Source organism: Pseudomonas sp. LBUM1645 (assembly GCF_059716185.1).
This window is the reverse complement of record NZ_CP166811.1, coordinates 6,209,627-6,227,706: the sequence shown is the minus strand read 5'-3', so window position 1 is coordinate 6,227,706 and position 18,080 is coordinate 6,209,627. Positions and strand designations below refer to the sequence as shown.

Sequence of the window (18,080 nt, the reverse complement as noted above, 5' to 3'; positions counted from 1 at the left end):
CATTTTAAAAGATCGCAGCCTGCGGCAGCTCCTACAGAATGTACGCCATCCACTGTAGGAGCTGCCGCAGGCTGCGATCTTTTGATGTTTAACCATTCATGCTCTGAAAATGCTCGAGCATCCGCTGCGCATCCGGCACCACGCCGCTGAACAATTCAAACGCCTTCACCGCCTGAAACACGGCCATGTTGCCGCCATCCAGTGTGCGGCAACCCAACGCGCGGGCGTTGCGCAGCAGTTCGGTCTCCAGCGGGAAGTAAACAATCTCCGCCACCCACAATTCACCTCGAAGCAGCTCCACCGGCACTGGCATGCCCGGCAGTTTTTTCATGCCCATGGGGGTGGTGTTCACCAGACCGTCTGCCTGGGCCAGGGTGCTCGGCAAGTCATGGCCCGCCACAGCCCGGCCGACGCCGAAATGTTGATTGAGATTGTCCGCCAGACTCTGGGCGCGGTTGATTTCCACGTCGAAAATGGTCAGCAGTTGTACGCCTTCACTCAATAGTGCGTGGGCCACTGCAGCGCCAGCACCACCGGCGCCCATTTGCACGACACGCTCAAGGGCAGCGCCCTTCAAGCCACGACGGAAACCTTCGGCGAACCCCAGGCAATCGGTGTTGTGACCGATGCGTTTGCCGTCCTTCAGTACAACCGTGTTCACCGCCCCAATGCCGCGGGCTTCTGGTGACAGTTCGTCGAGCAGCGGGATGATCGTCTGCTTGCACGGAAAGGTGATGTTCAGGCCAGTGAAGTTCATCCGCTCGGCGGCTATCAACAGGTCGGACAAGGCGCCGCTATCGAGTTTCAATTGATCCAGATCGATCAGGCGATAGAGGTAACGCAAACCCTGGGCATCGCCTTCATGCTCGTGCAGCGCCGGGGTGCGAGAAGCCTGGATGCCGGCGCCGATCAGTCCGGCTAGTACAGCGTTGGTCTGAGCCACGGCCTTCACCCCTTCAAACGTTGACTGAAATGCTCCAGCGCCAGGCGATAGCCGTGGCTACCGAAACCGGCCATCACCGCCGTGGCGATGGCCGACACAAAAGAGTGGTGGCGGAAGGGCTCGCGGGCATGAACGTTGGACAGGTGGACTTCGATCACCGGCAATTCGCTGGCGACCAGGGCATCGCGGATCGCGACCGAGGTGTGGGTCCAGGCGGCCGGGTTGATGACGATCCCGGCGCAACGGCCGCGCGCGGCGTGAATCCAGTCGAGCAGTTCGCCTTCATGATTGGTCTGGCGAAACTCCACCGCCAGGCCGAACTCTTCGGCGGCACGACCGCACAACGCTGAGATGTCGGCCAGGGTTTCGTGGCCGTAAGTCGCCGGCTCACGGGTGCCGAGCAGGTTCAGATTGGGGCCGTTGAGCACCAGAACGATAGGGGGCATCGGGGTCTCTCCACTTATTATTTTTGGCATTGGCCGAGGGTTTCAGCCTGTGGAGATAAATTGTACTAGCTGGTTAATTTGGTCAATTGAAGAGGCGGTTCTCAGGGTTAATGTGTGCGGTGATCGGACGGTTTCGGCTTTTCAGCGGGGCAGATGCTCCACCAGAAAATCGATGAACGCCCTCAAACGCAACGGCATATGGCGAGTTTGCGGGTAGAGCAGGGTGAACGGTCGCGAGCGTCCGCCATAGGGCTTGAGGACTTCCACCAGCGAACCATCGGCCAATTCGTTTTCGACGATGAAGCGATAGGTCTGGAACAGTCCCGCGCCATGTTTGGCCAGGGTCACGCCGCCCAGCACATCGTCGGAACAACTGAGATTGCCCTCGGCCAGAATCTCCCGGTGCACGCCATTGTCGTTGAACAGCCAGGCAATCCGCCGACCGCTGCTGGGCAATTCGTACTGGATGCACTCGTGCTGTTTAAGATCATCCAGCGTTTGTGGAATGCCCGCGTGCTTGAGGTAGTCAGGACTGGCAATCATCACCAGCGCGGCGTCTTCCAACTGTCGGGCGATCAGGCCGGAATCCGGAATCGCCCGCACGCGGATCGCCATGTCGTAGCCTTCACCGACGAAATCGATGTTGCGATTGCTGATGTGCGACTCGACCTTCACCGCTGGAAAGCGTGCCCGAAAAGCCGGCAACAACGGCAAAATCCGGTGATGGGCATAGGTGGTGGGAATGCTGATGCGCAAGGTGCCGGACGGCTGTTGCTGCTGGCCCATGACCTCGCGCTGGGCCTCGACCAGTTGCGCCAGCGCCTGGCGACATTCCTCGTAATACCGCCGACCACTGTCGGTCAGTTTGACGCTGCGGGTGGTGCGGGCGAACAACCGCACGCCCAGGCGCTCCTCCATGCGCGACACCGAACGGCTCACGGCTGCCGGCGTCACACCAGCCACCAGCGCGGCGGCGGTAAAACTGCCGGCTTCGGCCGCCAGACAAAACAGTTCGATGCTGCCCAGCTGAAGATCGTCGAATTGTCGCTGCATGATTGATTACACCGGGGATCAAATGAAGGACTGAATTTCGCCACTGTAGATGAAATTGTCGAAGCGGTGCTTTACTTGACCGGCGCCGATTCACCAGTGGTTTTGTGGGCAGTGGACGGCGGGATCAGCAGCAAGCGGTCAGTCTTCTTTAATCTCCGGACAGGAGCAACATCATGCCTTTCGTCAGCGTACGTATTACCCGTGACGGCGTTACCCGGGAGCAGAAAGCCCAGGTCATTGCCGAAATCACCGACACCTTGCAGCGAGTACTCGGCAAGCCTCCGGAGCTGACCCACATCGTGATCGAGGAAGTCGACACGGATAATTGGGGTTACGCCGGAATGACCACAACCGAGTACCGAAAAAATCAGCCGGGATGATCGTGTAGAAAAACCAGGAAAGCCGTCCTCGTGACGGCTTTTTTGTGGAGGCGGTGAAAGGATTGCTTACCAATTTGCGCTGTCATCCGCCGACCCAAGCCGAGCCTTGGCGCTAGTCTCAAAAGTCGCAGTGATGATTCAACACAGCGCCAGTTATCGGATTTTCCAGGGAATGTCGGGTCTTCGGGCTCATTAACCTAACGGATGGGTTAGCATGAGATTATTCAGCTACAAAGGGTTTTCAATGGTGATCATGTTGCGCGATGAGCACTGCCCGCCGCATGCACATGTGGATGCCGGAACCTGGAGTGCGCGCTTCAAATTCAGCTTCTGGCACAACAGTGTCGAGCTGTGGGACGTGGTTCCTCATTCTCGCAGGCCACCTGTGGCGTTGCTGGAAGGGTTGCGTCACGCGCTCGGACAACCCGCTCATTTGCGCCGCGCTCGGTGTATCTGGTGGGACAGGCTGCACACGGTCTGCCTCGATCATCAGATATGGGACTGGCAAACCAGTGAAGTCGTGGTGGTAAAAAGGGTCGCCAGTACGACCTGCATGATTGGCTCGGCTTGCTATGAGCCCGAGACGAACAAGACCCTACTGGCGCTGATGGGCGCTCCGGAGGGCGTGGAGATCGAACTATGAAAACGATAACAGCAAAAATGTTGGTGGATCGGCCCGTAACCGAAGCCGTGCTGGATGAAGCCATCCAGCGTGGCCAGGTGCGCCACAAAGGCGGTCTGCGGGCGACTTCGGTGACCTTTGTGGAACCGTGCCTGGCGGTCAATTTCATTGATGGCAGTGGCGTGCTGTTGCCCGTGCAGCACTATCCGGAGTTCGATGATTTCGACGTCGAGGATTTCGCAGACCTGAAAGTCGGCTTTTCCGGGACAGCCCTTTGCCATGAGGGCAAGGATCTGCAGGTCTCCATCGCCGGGATGGTTTCGGCCAGCAAGCCGCTGATGGATATGGCCGCGTCGGTCATCGCCTCGCGTAATGGTCGCCAAAGCAGCGCCGCCAAAGCAGAGGCTGCGCGGGCGAATGGCCGTAAGGGCGGGCGTCCGCGCAAGACAGATATCACCCTTTAAGCACGCACAAAAAAGCCGTCGTGATGACGGCTGATTTGTATCTGGCGTCGGCAATTACCGGCGGGTCAACAACACCCCGGATTCCATGTGATGGGTCCACGGGAACTGATCGAACATTGCGCATCGGGTGATGCGATGGGTGTCGTGCAACTGGGCGATGTTGGCCGCCAGGGTTTCCGGGTTGCAGGAGATGTAGAGGATGTTGTCGAAGCGACGGGTCAGCTCGCAGGTGTCCGGATCCATGCCGGCGCGAGGCGGATCGACGAAGACGCTACCGAACTCGTAGCTCTTCAGATCGATACCGTGCAGACGACGGAATGGACGAACTTCGTTCAAGGCTTCGGTCAGCTCCTCGGCGGACAAACGCACCAGAGTGACGTTATCCACAGCGTTTTCGCTGAGATTGCTCAACGCGGCGTTGACCGACGCCTTGCTGATTTCGGTGGCCAGCACTTTGCGTACGCGCGTCGCGAGCGGCAGGGTGAAGTTGCCGTTGCCGCAATACAGCTCCAGCAAATCATCGGAGCGATCACCGAGCGAGTCGTAAGCCCAGTTGAGCATCTTCTGGTTCACGGTGCCGTTGGGCTGGGTGAACGCGCCTTCCGGCTGGCGATAGCTGAAAGTGCGGCCGCCGACGTCCATCTGCTCGACCACGTAATCCTGACCGATCACTTCGCGTTTGCCTTTGGAGCGGCCGATGATGCTGACGTTCAGGTCGGCTGCCAGTTTCGACGCCGCCGCGTGCCAGTGCTCGTCCAGCGGGCGGTGATAGCACAGCGTGATCATCGCATCGCCGGCCAGGGTGGTCAGGAACTCCACCTGAAACAGCTTGTTGCTCAGGGCCGCACTGGCTTGCCACGCTGCCTTCAGCTGCGGCATCAACTCGTTGATGCGCAGGCTGGCGATCGGGAATTCTTCGATCAGGATCGGCGTGCGCTTGTCTTCCTGGGAAAACATCGCGTAGTGACGCTCACCGGCTTCGCGCCACAGGCGGAATTCGGCGCGCAGGCGGAAGTTTTTCAACGGCGAGTCGAACACCGCAGGTTCTGGCGCACCGAACGGGGCCAACAGGTCACGCAGGCGCGTGACCTTCTCTTCGAGCTGAACGGCGTAAGCCTTGGAATCAAAAGTCATGCGTTGAACCAACCCAACTTGATCACGAACAGAATCGACAGAATCACCAGTGCCGGGTTCAGCTCACGGCCGCGGCCGGACAGCAACTTGATCGCGGTCCAGGAGATGAAACCGAAGGCGATGCCGTTGGCGATGGAATAAGTGAACGGCATGGCCAGAGCGGTGACCACGACCGGTGCGGCGACGGTGATGTCGTCCCAGTCTATTTCGGCCAGGCCGGATGTCATCAATACCGCGACGAACAGCAGTGCAGGCGCGGTAGCAAAGGCTGGAACGCTGGACGCCAATGGCGAGAAGAATAGCGCCAACAGGAACAGAATCGCCACGACAACAGCGGTCAGGCCGGTGCGGCCACCGGCACTCACGCCGGCTGCGGATTCGATGTAGCTGGTGGTGGTCGAAGTGCCCAGCAGCGAACCGGCCATGGCCGCGGTACTGTCGGCGATCAGGGCGCGCCCCATTTTCGGCATGTGGCCGTCCTTGCCCATCAGGCCCGCGCGCTTGGCGACGCCGATCAGGGTGCCGGAGTTGTCGAACAGGTCGACGAACAGGAAGGAGAAGATCACGGTAACCAGACCGACGTCCAGGGCACCTTTGATGTCCAGTTGCAGGAAGGTCGGGGCCAACGACGGCGGCATCGACATTACGCCGCCGAACTGGGTGAAGCCCATCACGATCGAAGCGATGGTCACTGCCAGAATGCCGATCAGTACCGCGCCGCGCACTTTCAGTGCTTCAAGCGCCACGATCAGGGCAAAACCGAGGGTCGCGAGGATCGGAGCTGGTTGTTTCAAATCGCCGAGGCCGACCATGGTTGCCGGGTTGCTCACCACTATGCCCGCGTTATGCAGGGCGATCAGGGCCAAAAACAGACCGATACCGGCGGCAATCGCCGAACGCAGCGGCAACGGGATACTGTTGATGATCCATTCGCGGATTCGGAAGATCGACAGCAGGAAGAACAGCACCGCCGAGATGAATACCGCCCCCAGCGCCACTTGCCAGGTGTGGCCCATGTGCAGGACAACGGTGTAGGTAAAGAAGGCGTTCAGGCCCATGCCCGGCGCGAGAGCGATCGGGTAGTTGGCGATCAGCCCCATCACCGTGGAGCCGATGGCAGCTGCCAGACACGTGGCGACGAACACCGCGCCCTTGTCCATGCCGGTCTCGCCGAGGATGCTCGGGTTGACGAACAGAATATAGGCCATGGCCAAAAAGGTCGTGAAGCCCGCCAGAATCTCGGTCCGCACGTTGGTGTTATGTGCCTTGAGTTGAAACAGCCTTTCCAGCATGTCTGCTCCCCGTGGCGCGCCAGGCGCCGTGAATGTATCGACCTCAACAGCAAAGCACAGACCGCTGCAGGCACCTGGTAATTTTCTGTGGGTCGGAAAAAGCCGCGCATCATACCAGCAGCGTGGGGCTATGGCTGCTTATGGCTGCGATCGTCGTCGATGTTTTGCGCAAAAGCCAAGTGCGCCATACTGCGCGCTGGTTTTGGGGGTACTTATGTATTGCATGAATAAACGTCTGATTACCGTATTCGCAATGGCGATCGCCATGTTCCTGGGGGCAAACACCGCTTCGGCTGCATCGGCGGCGCCGTTGAGTCAGGTGAAGGTACTCAAGGTCGAGTCGCCGGGCTGCGGCTTTGAAGACATCGCGCAGGGGCAAGAGCAAACCCGCTGCAATCACAGCGGACCGAATATCAAGGTCTACGTGCTGGAAGTCGGTTACGGTCGTAGCGCGCATGTCGGGCTAGACGGTTTTGAGGTGAACGGCACCCGAACCCCTGTCTGTGCTTTTGATAACGGCAATCTGACCGATTGCACCGTCGGGAAAAAAACCGTCGGCTATCTGTATGTCTTCGATCTGGCGGGTAAACAGGAAGGCACGTTCACCTTCAGCAACACGTCGATCAACGCGCCTGGCAATACGCTGTCGACGCAGCTTTACATCAAGTAACGGCGGGCTCGAACAAGGGGCAGGAAAGCTGACTACGCTTTAAAGATCATCCAGTGGACTGCGCCCATGACCTTTAGAGCTCTGATTACCCTCGCCGAGGGCATCGATGACCTGCAATCAGTGACCCTGATCGATGTGCTGCGCCGTGCCAAGGTTGAAGTGGTGGTGGCCAGCATCGAGGGGCGGCGCATGCTCACCTGTGCGCGCGGCACCCGAGTGACGTCCGATGCGATGCTGGTAGACGTGCTGGCACAGCCATTCGATCTGATCGTCCTGCCCGGCGGTGCCGTGGGGGCGCAACATCTGGCGGCGCATCAACCCCTGCAACAATTGATCAAGGATCAGGCGGCGGCCGGGCGCCTGTTCGCCGGCATCGCCGAGGCCCCGGCGCTCGCGCTGCAAGCCTTTGGCGTACTGCGTCAGCGGCGCATGACCTGCCTGCCATCGGCCAGCCATCAACTGTCGAGCTGCAACTTCGTCGATCAACCGGTGGTGGTCGATGGCAACTGCATCACTGCCCAAGGTTCAGGAGCGGCGTTGCAATTCGCCCTGATGCTGGTGGAACAACTCTGCGGTAAGGCCAGGCGAGCGGCGGTGGCGGGGGAGTTGGTGGTCTAGAGCATGCCTTGGGCAAACTGCTTCAGGCCTTCACTTCTTCCACCGCCACATGCATGCGGTCGCGGTTAGCCAGGGTCGGGAACAGTTTGATCCACGCCCCGGTCACCACCAATGTACCAATACCGCCCATGACCACTGCCGGCACGGTGCCGAACCAATGGGCGGTCAAGCCGGATTCAAACTCGCCTAACTGGTTTGAAGCGCCGATGAACAAACCGTTCACGGCACTGACCCGGCCGCGCATTTCGTCCGGGGTTTCCAGTTGCACGAAGGAGGCGCGGATCACCATGCTGATCATGTCCGCCGCGCCCAACACCACCAACACCGCCAGGGAAAACCAGAACGAGGTCGACAGGCCGAACGCAATGGTCGCGACGCCGAATACACCGACGGCGGTGAACATGACCCGTCCGACTTTGCGTTCCACGGCAAATCTCGCCAGGTACAGCGACATCAGCAGCGCACCCACCGCCGGCGCCGAACGCAGCAGGCCCAGGCCCCAAGGGCCGGTCAGCAGAATGTCCTTGGCGAACACCGGCAGCAACGCCGTCGCGCCACCGAGCAATACCGCAAACAAATCCAGAGAAATCGCCCCGAGAATGTCCGGACGACTGCGGATGAAGCGGATGCCCGCCAGCAGCGAATCCAGGGTTGCCTTGCCCTTGTTCAGCGGTGTCTGCCGTGCAGGCAGGTTGAGCATCAGCATGCAGGCGATGATGTAGAGGATCACCGTCGGGCCATAGACCCAGACGCTGCCGAAGGCGTAAAGCAACCCACCGAGAGCCGGGGCAACGATAGTCGCCGATTGTTGTGCGGATTGGGCGGCGGCGACGGCGCGGGGGAACAGCGCACTGGGCACGATGCTCGGCAACAGGGCCTGAGTGGTCGGCATCTCGAAGGAGCGGGCGGCACCGAGCAGGAACGCGAGGATGAAGATCATCTCCCGGGTGACATTGTCGGTCGCGCTACCGATGGCCAGCGACAGGGCGATCAATGCTTGCAGGGACTGACAGATTGCCGCGACCTTACGCCGGTCATAGCGGTCCGCGACATGCCCGGTGTGCAGCATGAACAGCACCCGCGGGGCGAACTCCACCAGACCGACCAGGCCCAGATCGAGCACATTGCCGGTCAGTTGGTAGAGGTTCCAGCCAATGGCCACCGTGAGCATCTGAAAGCCGCTGGCGGTAAACACCCGAGCCAGCCAGAACGCGATAAAAGGGCGGTGATGACGTAACAGCAAAGGCGCTTGGCTGGGCATCTGAGGGCCGGTCTTGAGCGAGGGGAGGGTCGAGATTATCACCAAGCTGTAACCAAAAGTTGCAGGGCTGGGAAATTTCGTTAGCTAGACACCGATATGCCTGGTCCTCCTCAGTGAGGCAACCTGTCACGCGGCAAAAGACCACACCGTCCATCGTCAAAAATGGGACTACTCTTTTAACGTTGCTTGATCCAGATCAAGACCGCTCGTGGAATTGATCCGGCGGCCAGATGGCCAGACTCCCTACGTTGTGATGTTTGTAAAAAAAGAACGAATTCAAATTCGCCACACTCCATATCCGTGGGGGCAGTGGGTGTAGGCCACAAGCCTTCAGCCGGTATTACCTGACAGAGGAAGACTTATGTTCGGTTTGGAGGCACTTGATCTCGCCCGGATGCAGTTTGCGTTCACCATTTCGTTTCACATTCTATTTCCCGCCATCACCATTGGCCTGGCGAGTTACCTGGCGGTGCTCGAAGGCCTGTGGCTGAAAACCCATAACGACACGTACCGCGATCTATACCACTTCTGGTCGAAGATCTTTGCGGTCAACTTCGGCATGGGCGTGGTCTCCGGGCTGGTCATGGCCTATCAGTTCGGCACCAACTGGAGTCGCTTCTCGGACTTCGCCGGCTCCGTGACCGGGCCGCTGCTGACGTACGAAGTGCTCACCGCTTTCTTCCTCGAAGCCGGTTTCCTCGGTGTCATGCTGTTCGGCTGGAACAAGGTCGGGCGCAATCTGCACTTCTTCGCCACGGTCATGGTCGCCATCGGCACACTGATATCGACCTTCTGGATTCTCGCTTCCAACAGCTGGATGCAAACACCGCAGGGCTATGAAATCGTCAATGGCCAGGTGATTCCGGTGGACTGGCTGGCGGTGATTTTCAACCCGTCGTTCCCTTACCGTCTGTTACACATGTCGACGGCAGCGTTCGTCGCGACTGCTTTCTTCGTCGGTTCCTCGGCGGCCTGGCATTTACTGCGCGGCAAGGACAACCCGGCGATCCGCACCATGCTCTCGATGGCCATGTGGATGGCCTTGATCGTGGCGCCGATTCAAGCGGTCATCGGTGACTTCCACGGCCTCAACACGCTCGAGCATCAGCCTGCGAAAATCGCCGCGATCGAAGGTCACTGGGAAAACCATGGCGATGAGCCGACCCCGCTGATCCTGTTCGGCTGGCCGGACATGAAAGAAGAGCGGACCAAATTCGCGGTAGAGATACCGTATCTGGGCAGTCTGATCCTCACGCACTCGCTGGACAAACAGGTCCCGGCGCTCAAGGAATTCCCGCCTGAAGACCGGCCGAATTCGACCATCGTGTTCTGGTCGTTCCGGATCATGGTGGGTCTGGGCATGCTGATGATCTTCACCGGTTTGTGGAGCCTGTGGCTGCGTAAACGCGACAAGCTCTATACCTCGCGGCCGTTTCTGTACCTGGCGTTGTGGATGGGGCCGTCCGGCCTGATCGCGATCCTCGCCGGTTGGTTCACCACTGAAATCGGCCGTCAGCCGTGGGTCGTCTATGGCCTGATGCGCACGGCGGATGCGTCCTCCAATCACAGCTTCATGCAAATGAGCATCACGTTGATCATGTTCGTCGTGGTCTATTTCGCGCTGTTCGGTGCCGGTCTGGGCTACATGATGCGCCTGGTGCGCAAAGGGCCGAAGATCGACGAAGGCAAGGAAACCAATGAGGGTGGTCCTGGCCAGAAACGCACGCCAGCCCGTCCGCTGTCCGCCGCCGATGACAACGGTGACAGCGACCACAGCCCCAGCCTGACGAAGGAGATTTGACTCATGGGTATTGATCTTCCGCTGATCTGGGCCGTGATCATCATCTTCGGCATCATGATGTACGTGGTCATGGACGGTTTCGATTTGGGGATCGGGATTCTCTTCCCGTTCATTCCGGGCAAGTCCGATCGTGACGTCATGATGAACACCGTCGCGCCGGTCTGGGACGGTAACGAAACCTGGCTGGTACTGGGTGGCGCTGCGTTGTTCGGGGCCTTCCCGCTGGCCTATTCGGTGGTGCTCTCGGCGTTGTACCTGCCGCTGATTTTTATGCTGATCGGGCTGATCTTCCGCGGTGTGGCCTTCGAGTTCCGCTTCAAGGCCAGGGACGACAAGCGCCATCTCTGGGACAAGGCGTTCATCGGTGGCTCGATCGCCGCCACCTTTTTCCAGGGCGTTGCGTTGGGTGCGTTCATTGATGGGTTGCCGGTGGTCAATCGCCAATTTGCCGGTGGCTCACTGGACTGGTTGACGCCGTTCACCCTGTTCTGCGGTTTGGCGCTGGTGGTGGCTTATGCGCTGCTCGGTTGCACCTGGCTGATCATGAAGACCGAAGGCAAGTTGCAGGAGCAAATGCATGACCTGGCTCGACCACTGGCTTTCGTGGTGTTGGCAGTGATCGGTATCGTCAGCATCTGGACCCCGCTGGCCCACGCCGAGATTGCCGCTCGCTGGTTCACCCTGCCGAACCTGTTCTGGTTCCTGCCGGTGCCGATTCTGGTGCTGGTGACCATGTACGGTCTGATCCGCGCGGTGGCTCGCAATGCGCACTACACGCCATTCCTGCTGACGCTGGTGCTGATCTTCCTCGGCTACAGCGGTTTGGGTATCAGCCTGTGGCCGAACATCGTGCCGCCGTCGATCTCGATCTGGGACGCCGCCGCACCGCCGCAAAGCCAGGGCTTCATGCTGGTGGGCACGTTGTTCATCATTCCGTTCATCCTGGGTTACACCTTCTGGAGCTACTACGTGTTTCGCGGCAAGGTCACCCACGAAGATGGCTACCACTAGAACGCTGTAGGAGCCGAGCTTGCTCGCGATGGCGTCATCACAGACGCCATCACCCTTCACGAGAGGAGAAAGCATGTCCACCAAACCTTCCCTGCACGACATCGAACAGGCCGAAAAAAAGCCGCTCTGGCAGCGACTCGGCTGGCTGGCGATGATCTGGACCGGCAGCGTTGTGGCGCTGTTCATCGTGGCCAGCCTGATGCGCATGTTCATGAATGCCGCGGGCCTGACGACCCACTGATTTTTTGCACCCGATCCCATCCCGTTGCCTTGCGGCACGGATTTACAACCCTCCTTTGCTGGAGGGTTTTTTTTGCCCGGGATTATTTTCGGGCTTTAAGGATCACGAACTTGGGTGTGGCCGCCACTTGCTCGACGCCGCGGAACAACCGCGCGAGCTTGCTGTGATACCCCAGATGACGATTGCCGACGATGTACAACGCGCCACCTACCACCAGAGCCTCTCGGGCCTGTTGGAACATGCGCCAGGCCAGGAAGTCGCCGACGACTTGTTGTTGGTGAAACGGTGGGTTGCACAGCACGACGTCCAGAGACTGAGGTTCCTGACCCGCCAAACCATCACCGGCACGTACGACCACTTCCCGGTCACCGAGCGCCGCGCGCCAGTTTTCGGCTGCCGATTGCACGGCCATGAACGACTCGTCCACGAGCGTGTAGTGGGCCTCGGGGTTTTGCAGGGCGCTGGCGATGGCCAACACCCCGTTGCCACATCCGAGATCGGCAACCCGCGCTGAGCCGAGGCTCTTTGGCAGGTGCGGCAAAAACGCTCGCGTGCCGATATCCAGCCCTTCGCGGCAGAACACATTGGCGTGATTCAGCAGTTCGATTTCAGGGGCGTCGAGTCGATAACGGGTCGGGTAGGGGGACACGACAGGTGCTTTGACCTCGGCGGTCGCGATCAATAGCCGAGCCTTCTTCACCGCCAACGAGGCTTGCACCGGGCCGATGTAGCGTTCCAGCAGATCGCCCGCGGCGCGGGGCAAATGCTTGATCATCGCCGCAGCAATCACCTGAGCCCCCGGCGCCAGTTGACCCTGCAAACGAATCAGTTGTTCTTCCAGCAAGGCGAGAGTTTTCGGGACCCGGATCAGTACTCGGTCAAAGGGGCCTGAAAAGGCTTCACTGGCAGGTACGCTTGGCACCGCATCAAACGCCTGGCCATTACGGATCAGATTTTTTTCCAGTCCCTGAAAGGCCAGGAACGAGTCGCCGCTGCTGGTCACTTGAACCTTGCCCGCCAGGCTGGCGGCCAATGCGCCAAAGCTGTCGTTGAGCACCAAAACCCGAGTGTCGGCCGAGGGCTGTTGGTCAGCCAGATGGGTGAGCAGGTATTCGTCTGCGGCATCAAACGCCTGCAGCGGTTCATTCTGCTGTTCGGGCTGGCGGATCAGGTCGAGTCGGGCGAAGGGTGTTTCGAGCAAGGGCATGAGGCGGGGCTCTGGGTAATCAACGGGGTCATCAACAGGTGTCCCGCGGCCCAAGGGCGTTGTAGCGGGCGTGACCGTCCGAGTGCACTGCGTCGTGAAGGTTCACACGTCAACACTCAAGAAGGACCGCAAATGTTACGTTTTTTTCTTTTGGATTACTTGCAGGTTTTTTTGATCAACGTATCGCGCTGCTGTTGAGAGAGCCGTCCTTGGTGGCGGCGAGCACTGCCGAAATCTTGTTATTGACCCCCAATTTCAGAATCGCGCTCTGCACATGAAAATTGACCGTGCGTGCGCTGAGGTTAAGGATTCTGGCACTCTCATAGGCAGTCTTACCCACAGCCGCCAGTTTCAATACATCGATTTCGCGGGGGGACAAATGTGGTGCCAATGGCTTCGCAGCTTTCTTGGGCAGTGTCTGCGCGATCAACGCATGCAGATGGCGCCCGATGAACACTGAAAAACCGAGATTTTCATACAGCTCAAACGCAGTGATCGGGCAATGGCTTCTGGCCAGGCTCAGAATGCTGCAATGACCGCTTTCCTCGTCATGAACCGATTGTGACCAACCGTGCTGCAATCCTTGTTGCTCAAGCGCGTCCCACAACCTCGGAACCTTGGAGAAAAGCGCTTCACTCCAAAGAATAGGTAGTCTTGATTGATTGCAATGAGCCACTATCGGGTCTATCGCGCCGAATTTTTTTTGTTCATATTCAATGTTCCAGTCCGTGGGAAAGTTGTTGAGCTGGACCGTATTAAAATGGTCAGCTTTTGTTGGGTATGTTGTTGAAAAGGAGAAAAATTTAAAGCCTATGTTTTTCGCGAAACCCAGTGAAATCCGGTAGGCAATATCAATCTCTGTTGTTCGCGATAATTGGTTGAGTTGTGATTCCTTCCACCTCTCCATTATGTCTCTCCAGGTGTGATGTTACTTGGGGGGCGCCTTTTTGGATCCAGAATCTGGCACGAGCCGAGTGTAGGATGTTTCCTATCTTCGTGTGAGACTTTTTGGCGTTGTTTGCGATTTTTAAGCAAGTATCTGGTTCTAACGTCAGGGAGTATTGGCGTAGATATCGGGCTTACTATAATCAGACTTGGATTTATGTGTTAACTGGGTGGTTAATATTAAATCGTATTATGAAGTTAATGCGAATGAGTTCCTGGCTAAAGCCACTACAAATCATCGGTGTTTAAGCCCTCCGGTTTGCGGGACACTGTGGCTATCTGTTGAATGGAGCACCCCATGACCGCCAGTGCAGAAAAATTCACTCGCCAGACCTTGCTCGACGTCCAGTCGCTGACCCCCAGTCTGTTCACCCTGCGGACCACCCGGGATCCGGGTTTTCGTTTTCGTGCAGGGCAATTCGCCCGGCTGGGCGTTACCAAGGCTGACGGCAGCACCGTATGGCGCGCCTATTCCATGGTGTCGTCGCCCTATGACGAGTTCCTCGAATTCTTTTCCATTGTGGTACCAGGGGGGGAGTTCACCAGTGAGCTGAGTCGGCTGGGAGTCGGCGATACGCTGCTGGTCGAACGTCAGGCCTTTGGATACCTGACGCTGGATCGCTTTGTCGACGGCCGTGATCTCTGGTTGTTATCCACAGGCACCGGCCTGGCGCCGTTTCTGTCGATCCTGCAGGACTTCGAGGTCTGGGAGAAATTCGAACGCATCATCTTGGTCTACAGTGTGCGCGAAGCCCGGGAACTGGCTTATCAGGACCTCGTCAGCGGGTTGGCCCAGCGTGACTATTTAGCGGAGTTTGCGCACAAGCTGCAGTTCATCACCACGGTCACGCGCGAGCAGCATCCTGGCGCTCTGAGCGGCCGGATCACTGCGCTGATCGAAAATGGCGAGCTGGAGCGAGCGGCAGGCCTGGCGCTGACGGCCGAGCACTCAAGGGTCATGCTCTGCGGCAATCCGCAGATGATCGATGACACGCGCAAATTGCTCAAACAGCGCCACATGCACCTGAGCCTCAGTCGCCGACCCGGGCAAGTGGCGGTGGAAAACTACTGGTAAAAAAACGGCGCCTCAAGGGCGCCGTTTCTTGTTTTACTGACCTGTTGAGGGCCGATTGTTCTGAGCCTTGAGCAGGTCGCGGATCTCTTCCAGCAACTCTTCTTCCTTGGTCGGAACCGGCGGCAGCGTTGGCGCAACGGCCTCTTCGCGTTTCAGGCGGTTGATGGCTTTGACGCCCATGAAGATCGCGAAGGCGACGATGATGAAGTCAATCAGGCTCTGGATGAATTTGCCGTATGCCAGCACTACCGCCGGAATATCGCCGTTGGCTGCTTTGAGCGTGACGGCCAGGTCACTGAAGTCCACCCCCCCGATCAGCAGGCCAATGGGTGGCATCACCACGTCGCCGACAAACGATGAAACGATCTTGCCGAAGGCGGCGCCGATGATGATACCGACAGCCATGTCGACCACGTTACCTTTGACCGCGAAGGCCTTGAACTCACTTATCACGCCCATAGGTTATTTCCTTGTTACAGATGAGGTTGGTGAACGCAGTGTAAATCAGCAAAACGGGTCTTGCTCGAAACACCTTCTTACAATGCTCGTTGTTATCGACACATTTACCGGTAATTAGTTTGCAAAGTGCCATTATTTGCGCGCGAAATACGCGTTAACTGACTGATTATCAACATAAAATTATAAATTATCGCGTTACGTTCTTTCTATTTATGTTCTGTCGCTTCGACCTCTAGCCTCTGAAAAGCGCACTTGGATTGCGCCTTAAAAAACAGAGGAACCTGAAATGAATTCGAACCTTGGCCACCGGGCTTTTTCCCATCGGCGCACCCTTGGTGTTTTGACCGCCAGCTTGCTGTCCTTCTCCGTCAACGCAGCAACCCTGACTCGCGATAACGGTGCCGCGGTGGGCGACAACCAGAACTCGCAAACCGCTGGCGCGACCGGCCCGGTGTTGCTGCAAGACGTGCAATTGATCCAGAAGCTCCAGCGCTTTGACCGTGAACGCATTCCTGAGCGAGTAGTGCATGCCCGCGGCACTGGCGCCCATGGCACTTTCAGCGTGACTGACGACCTCAGCGATCTGACCAAGGCCAAGGTATTCGCTGCTGGCCAGAACACTCCGGTGTTCGTACGCTTTTCGGCGGTGGTTCACGGCAACCATTCGCCGGAAACCCTGCGTGACCCTCGCGGTTTTGCCACCAAGTTCTACACTGCGGATGGCAATTGGGATCTGGTCGGCAACAATTTCCCGACTTTCTTCATCCGTGACGCCATCAAGTTTCCGGACATGGTCCATGCCTTCAAGCCTGACCCGCGTACCAACCTCGACGATGACGCCCGTCGTTTCGATTTCTTCTCGCATGTTCCGGAAGCGACTCGCACTCTGACCGAGTTGTACTCTAACTCCGGTACACCGGCCAATTATCGGCAAATGGATGGTAATGGTGTTCACGCCTATAAGTTAATCAACGCCAAGGGTGAAGTGCACTACGTGAAGTTCCACTGGAAAAGTTTGCAAGGGATTAATAATCTCGATCCGAAAGCGGTGACCAAGGTTCAAGGTAAAGACTACAGTCATATGACTAATGACTTGGTTGCACATATTAACAAAGGCGATTTTCCGAAGTGGGACTTGTACGTTCAGGTTTTAAATCCTCAAGATTTGTACAAGTTTGATTTCGATCCTTTGGATGCAACCAAGATTTGGCCCGGTGTTCCAGAGCGAAAAGTTGGACAAATGGTCTTGAACCGTAATCCTGCGAATGTCTTTCAGGAAACGGAACAAGTTGCCATGGCGCCGGCCAATCTTGTTCCCGGTATCGAACCTTCGGAAGACCGATTGTTGCAGGGGCGAGTGTTCTCTTATGCCGATACGCAACTGTATCGCCTAGGGGCCAATGCGATGCAATTGCCAATCAATGCCCCAAAGATTGCGGTAAACAACGGCAATCAGGACGGCGCAATGAACATCGGCCACAGCAGCACCGGGGTGAATTACCAGCCAAGCCGTTTGCTGCCTCGTGAAGAGCTGCAAACCGCACGCTACAGCCAATCGGCGCTGTCGGGCAGCACGCAGCAGGCGAAGATTCAGCATGAACAAAACTTCAAACAGGCCGGCGATCTGTATCGCTCCTTCAGCAAGAAAGAACGCAAGGACCTGATCGAGAGCTTCGGTGTTTCGCTGGTCACCACCGATGATGAGAGCAAACACATCATGCTGTCCTTCCTCTATCAGGCCGACCCGGAGTACGGGACCGGGGTGACCAAGGTTGCCAAGGGTGATCTGAGCCGGGTCAAGGCGCTGGCGGCCAAACTCGTCGACTGATTTTTCAGCCTCAAGCGGGGCCTCATGTGAGGTTCCGTCTGGCCAGGGAGCCTTGTCATGCGTTTCTATCTGTCTTTTTTTCTGGTGTGTCTGCCGTTTGGCGTGTTCGCCGGGCCGGCCGCGCAAGTCACGGAAGATCCTGCAGCACTGAAAGCCCAATTGCAGGACTACTACTTCGATGCAGCACGTCGCGGCGATGTGCCGATGCTCGAGACCTTCATCGAGGCTGAATACTCCCTTGATACTCGCGATAACAAAGGTTACACCGCACTGATTCTGGCGGCTTATCACGGGCAGAGTGCGGCAGTGGACCGATTGCTCGCTGCCGGAGCAGACGCTTGTGCTCAGGACCTGCGTGGCAACACGGCGCTGATGGGCGCGATTTTCAAGGGCGAAATACAGGTTGCTCGTACCTTGTTGGCGGCCAATTGCAGCCCCGATCAACGCAATGGTGCCGGGCAGACCGCAGCGATGTACGCCGGATTGTTCAAGCGCGTCGAATTACTCGACGCGCTCAAAGCCAAGGGGGCGGACCTTAATGCCGAGGATCCGCTGGGCAACAGCGCCGCGCGTCTGGCCAGCGGTGAAATCCGCAATGCGGCGCCGCGCTGATCCGCTCCAGCTGAGCTA

Annotated in this window: 20 protein-coding genes; 11 read left to right on the top strand and 9 right to left on the bottom strand. The window is 58.0% G+C overall.

The features are described from left to right. Positions 1 to 88: 88 nt before the first annotated feature. From ACA079_RS28330 to ACA079_RS28320, 3 genes are all read right to left on the bottom strand, one after another. Positions 89 to 943, bottom strand: a complete 855-nt coding sequence (locus ACA079_RS28330) for a shikimate dehydrogenase (RefSeq protein WP_497701704.1) — start codon at positions 941 to 943, stop codon at positions 89 to 91. Between the two features lie 5 nt (positions 944 to 948). Further along, positions 949 to 1,389, bottom strand: a complete 441-nt coding sequence (aroQ, locus tag ACA079_RS28325) for a type II 3-dehydroquinate dehydratase (protein ID WP_008084592.1) — start codon at positions 1,387 to 1,389, stop codon at positions 949 to 951. Positions 1,390 to 1,530: 141 nt separating this feature from the next. After that, entirely contained in the window at positions 1,531 to 2,442 is a 912-nt protein-coding gene (locus ACA079_RS28320; protein WP_095130673.1) for a LysR family transcriptional regulator, read from the bottom strand. A gap of 173 nt (positions 2,443 to 2,615) precedes the next feature. Here ACA079_RS28320 and ACA079_RS28315 point away from each other — a divergent pair, with 173 nt between their 5' ends. The 3 genes from ACA079_RS28315 to ACA079_RS28305 all read left to right on the top strand — a co-directional run bounded on the left by ACA079_RS28315 (position 2,616) and on the right by ACA079_RS28305 (position 3,908). Continuing rightward, positions 2,616 to 2,822 (top strand): tautomerase family protein, encoded by a 207-nt coding sequence (locus ACA079_RS28315; protein ID WP_462002807.1) that lies wholly within the window; start codon positions 2,616 to 2,618, stop codon positions 2,820 to 2,822. A gap of 214 nt (positions 2,823 to 3,036) precedes the next feature. Beyond that, entirely contained in the window at positions 3,037 to 3,465 is a 429-nt protein-coding gene (locus ACA079_RS28310; RefSeq protein WP_497701703.1) for a DUF4160 domain-containing protein, read from the top strand. After that, positions 3,462 to 3,908 (top strand): DUF2442 domain-containing protein, encoded by a 447-nt coding sequence (locus tag ACA079_RS28305; protein ID WP_056744646.1) that lies wholly within the window; start codon positions 3,462 to 3,464, stop codon positions 3,906 to 3,908. The genes ACA079_RS28310 and ACA079_RS28305 overlap by 4 nt, the downstream gene beginning before the upstream one ends. A 54-nt stretch (positions 3,909 to 3,962) precedes the next feature. On the opposite strand, the gene trmA is transcribed toward ACA079_RS28305, so the two are convergent. Further along, entirely contained in the window at positions 3,963 to 5,042 is a 1,080-nt protein-coding gene (trmA, locus tag ACA079_RS28300; protein WP_497701702.1) for a tRNA (uridine(54)-C5)-methyltransferase TrmA, read from the bottom strand. Beyond that, the gene (locus ACA079_RS28295) at positions 5,039 to 6,334 is read right to left on the bottom strand and encodes an NCS2 family permease (protein WP_497701701.1); all 1,296 of its coding nucleotides are present in this window, start codon (positions 6,332 to 6,334) and stop codon (positions 5,039 to 5,041) included. The genes trmA and ACA079_RS28295 overlap by 4 nt, the downstream gene beginning before the upstream one ends. Before the next feature lie 214 nt (positions 6,335 to 6,548). Between ACA079_RS28295 and ACA079_RS28290 the strand changes: the two genes are divergently transcribed. Further along, positions 6,549 to 7,004, top strand: coding sequence for a DUF4879 domain-containing protein (locus ACA079_RS28290; protein WP_497704391.1), 456 nt, complete (start codon positions 6,549 to 6,551; stop codon positions 7,002 to 7,004). 66 nt (positions 7,005 to 7,070) lie between these two features. Next, on the top strand, positions 7,071 to 7,622 hold the full coding sequence (locus ACA079_RS28285) for a DJ-1 family glyoxalase III (RefSeq protein WP_497701700.1): 552 nt from the start codon (positions 7,071 to 7,073) through the stop codon (positions 7,620 to 7,622). 22 nt (positions 7,623 to 7,644) lie between these two features. Here the strand turns inward: ACA079_RS28285 and ACA079_RS28280 are convergent, their stop codons facing one another. Further along, on the bottom strand, positions 7,645 to 8,883 hold the full coding sequence (locus ACA079_RS28280; RefSeq protein ID WP_415771547.1) for an MFS transporter: 1,239 nt from the start codon (positions 8,881 to 8,883) through the stop codon (positions 7,645 to 7,647). A gap of 361 nt (positions 8,884 to 9,244) precedes the next feature. Between ACA079_RS28280 and ACA079_RS28275 the strand changes: the two genes are divergently transcribed. From ACA079_RS28275 to ACA079_RS28265, 3 genes are all read left to right on the top strand, one after another. Continuing rightward, positions 9,245 to 10,684: a cytochrome ubiquinol oxidase subunit I gene (locus ACA079_RS28275; RefSeq protein WP_497631683.1), complete on the top strand. Its 1,440-nt coding sequence runs from the start codon at positions 9,245 to 9,247 to the stop codon at positions 10,682 to 10,684. Positions 10,685 to 10,687: 3 nt separating this feature from the next. Beyond that, the gene (cydB, locus tag ACA079_RS28270; protein ID WP_497701699.1) at positions 10,688 to 11,695 is read left to right on the top strand and encodes a cytochrome d ubiquinol oxidase subunit II; all 1,008 of its coding nucleotides are present in this window, start codon (positions 10,688 to 10,690) and stop codon (positions 11,693 to 11,695) included. Between the two features lie 73 nt (positions 11,696 to 11,768). Next, entirely contained in the window at positions 11,769 to 11,936 is a 168-nt protein-coding gene (locus ACA079_RS28265; RefSeq protein ID WP_082356715.1) for a DUF2474 domain-containing protein, read from the top strand. 82 nt (positions 11,937 to 12,018) lie between these two features. Here the strand turns inward: ACA079_RS28265 and ACA079_RS28260 are convergent, their stop codons facing one another. Further along, a complete protein-coding gene (locus tag ACA079_RS28260; protein ID WP_497701698.1) occupies positions 12,019 to 13,143 on the bottom strand; it encodes a methyltransferase in 1,125 nt (374 codons plus the stop codon). Between the two features lie 175 nt (positions 13,144 to 13,318). Next, entirely contained in the window at positions 13,319 to 14,050 is a 732-nt protein-coding gene (locus ACA079_RS28255) for a helix-turn-helix transcriptional regulator (protein WP_497701697.1), read from the bottom strand. Between the two features lie 336 nt (positions 14,051 to 14,386). Here ACA079_RS28255 and ACA079_RS28250 point away from each other — a divergent pair, with 336 nt between their 5' ends. Next, positions 14,387 to 15,163, top strand: a complete 777-nt coding sequence (locus tag ACA079_RS28250; RefSeq protein ID WP_123367755.1) for a ferredoxin--NADP reductase — start codon at positions 14,387 to 14,389, stop codon at positions 15,161 to 15,163. A gap of 33 nt (positions 15,164 to 15,196) precedes the next feature. Here ACA079_RS28250 and mscL read toward each other — a convergent pair whose 3' ends face one another. After that, positions 15,197 to 15,622 (bottom strand): large-conductance mechanosensitive channel protein MscL, encoded by a 426-nt coding sequence (gene mscL / locus ACA079_RS28245; RefSeq protein WP_282480227.1) that lies wholly within the window; start codon positions 15,620 to 15,622, stop codon positions 15,197 to 15,199. A 286-nt stretch (positions 15,623 to 15,908) separates the two neighbouring features. Between mscL and katB the strand changes: the two genes are divergently transcribed. Both katB and ACA079_RS28235 read left to right on the top strand, forming a co-directional pair. Continuing rightward, entirely contained in the window at positions 15,909 to 17,450 is a 1,542-nt protein-coding gene (gene katB / locus ACA079_RS28240; protein ID WP_497701696.1) for a catalase KatB, read from the top strand. A gap of 57 nt (positions 17,451 to 17,507) precedes the next feature. Continuing rightward, positions 17,508 to 18,062: an ankyrin repeat domain-containing protein gene (locus tag ACA079_RS28235; RefSeq protein ID WP_497701695.1), complete on the top strand. Its 555-nt coding sequence runs from the start codon at positions 17,508 to 17,510 to the stop codon at positions 18,060 to 18,062. Positions 18,063 to 18,080: the final 18 nt, after the last annotated feature.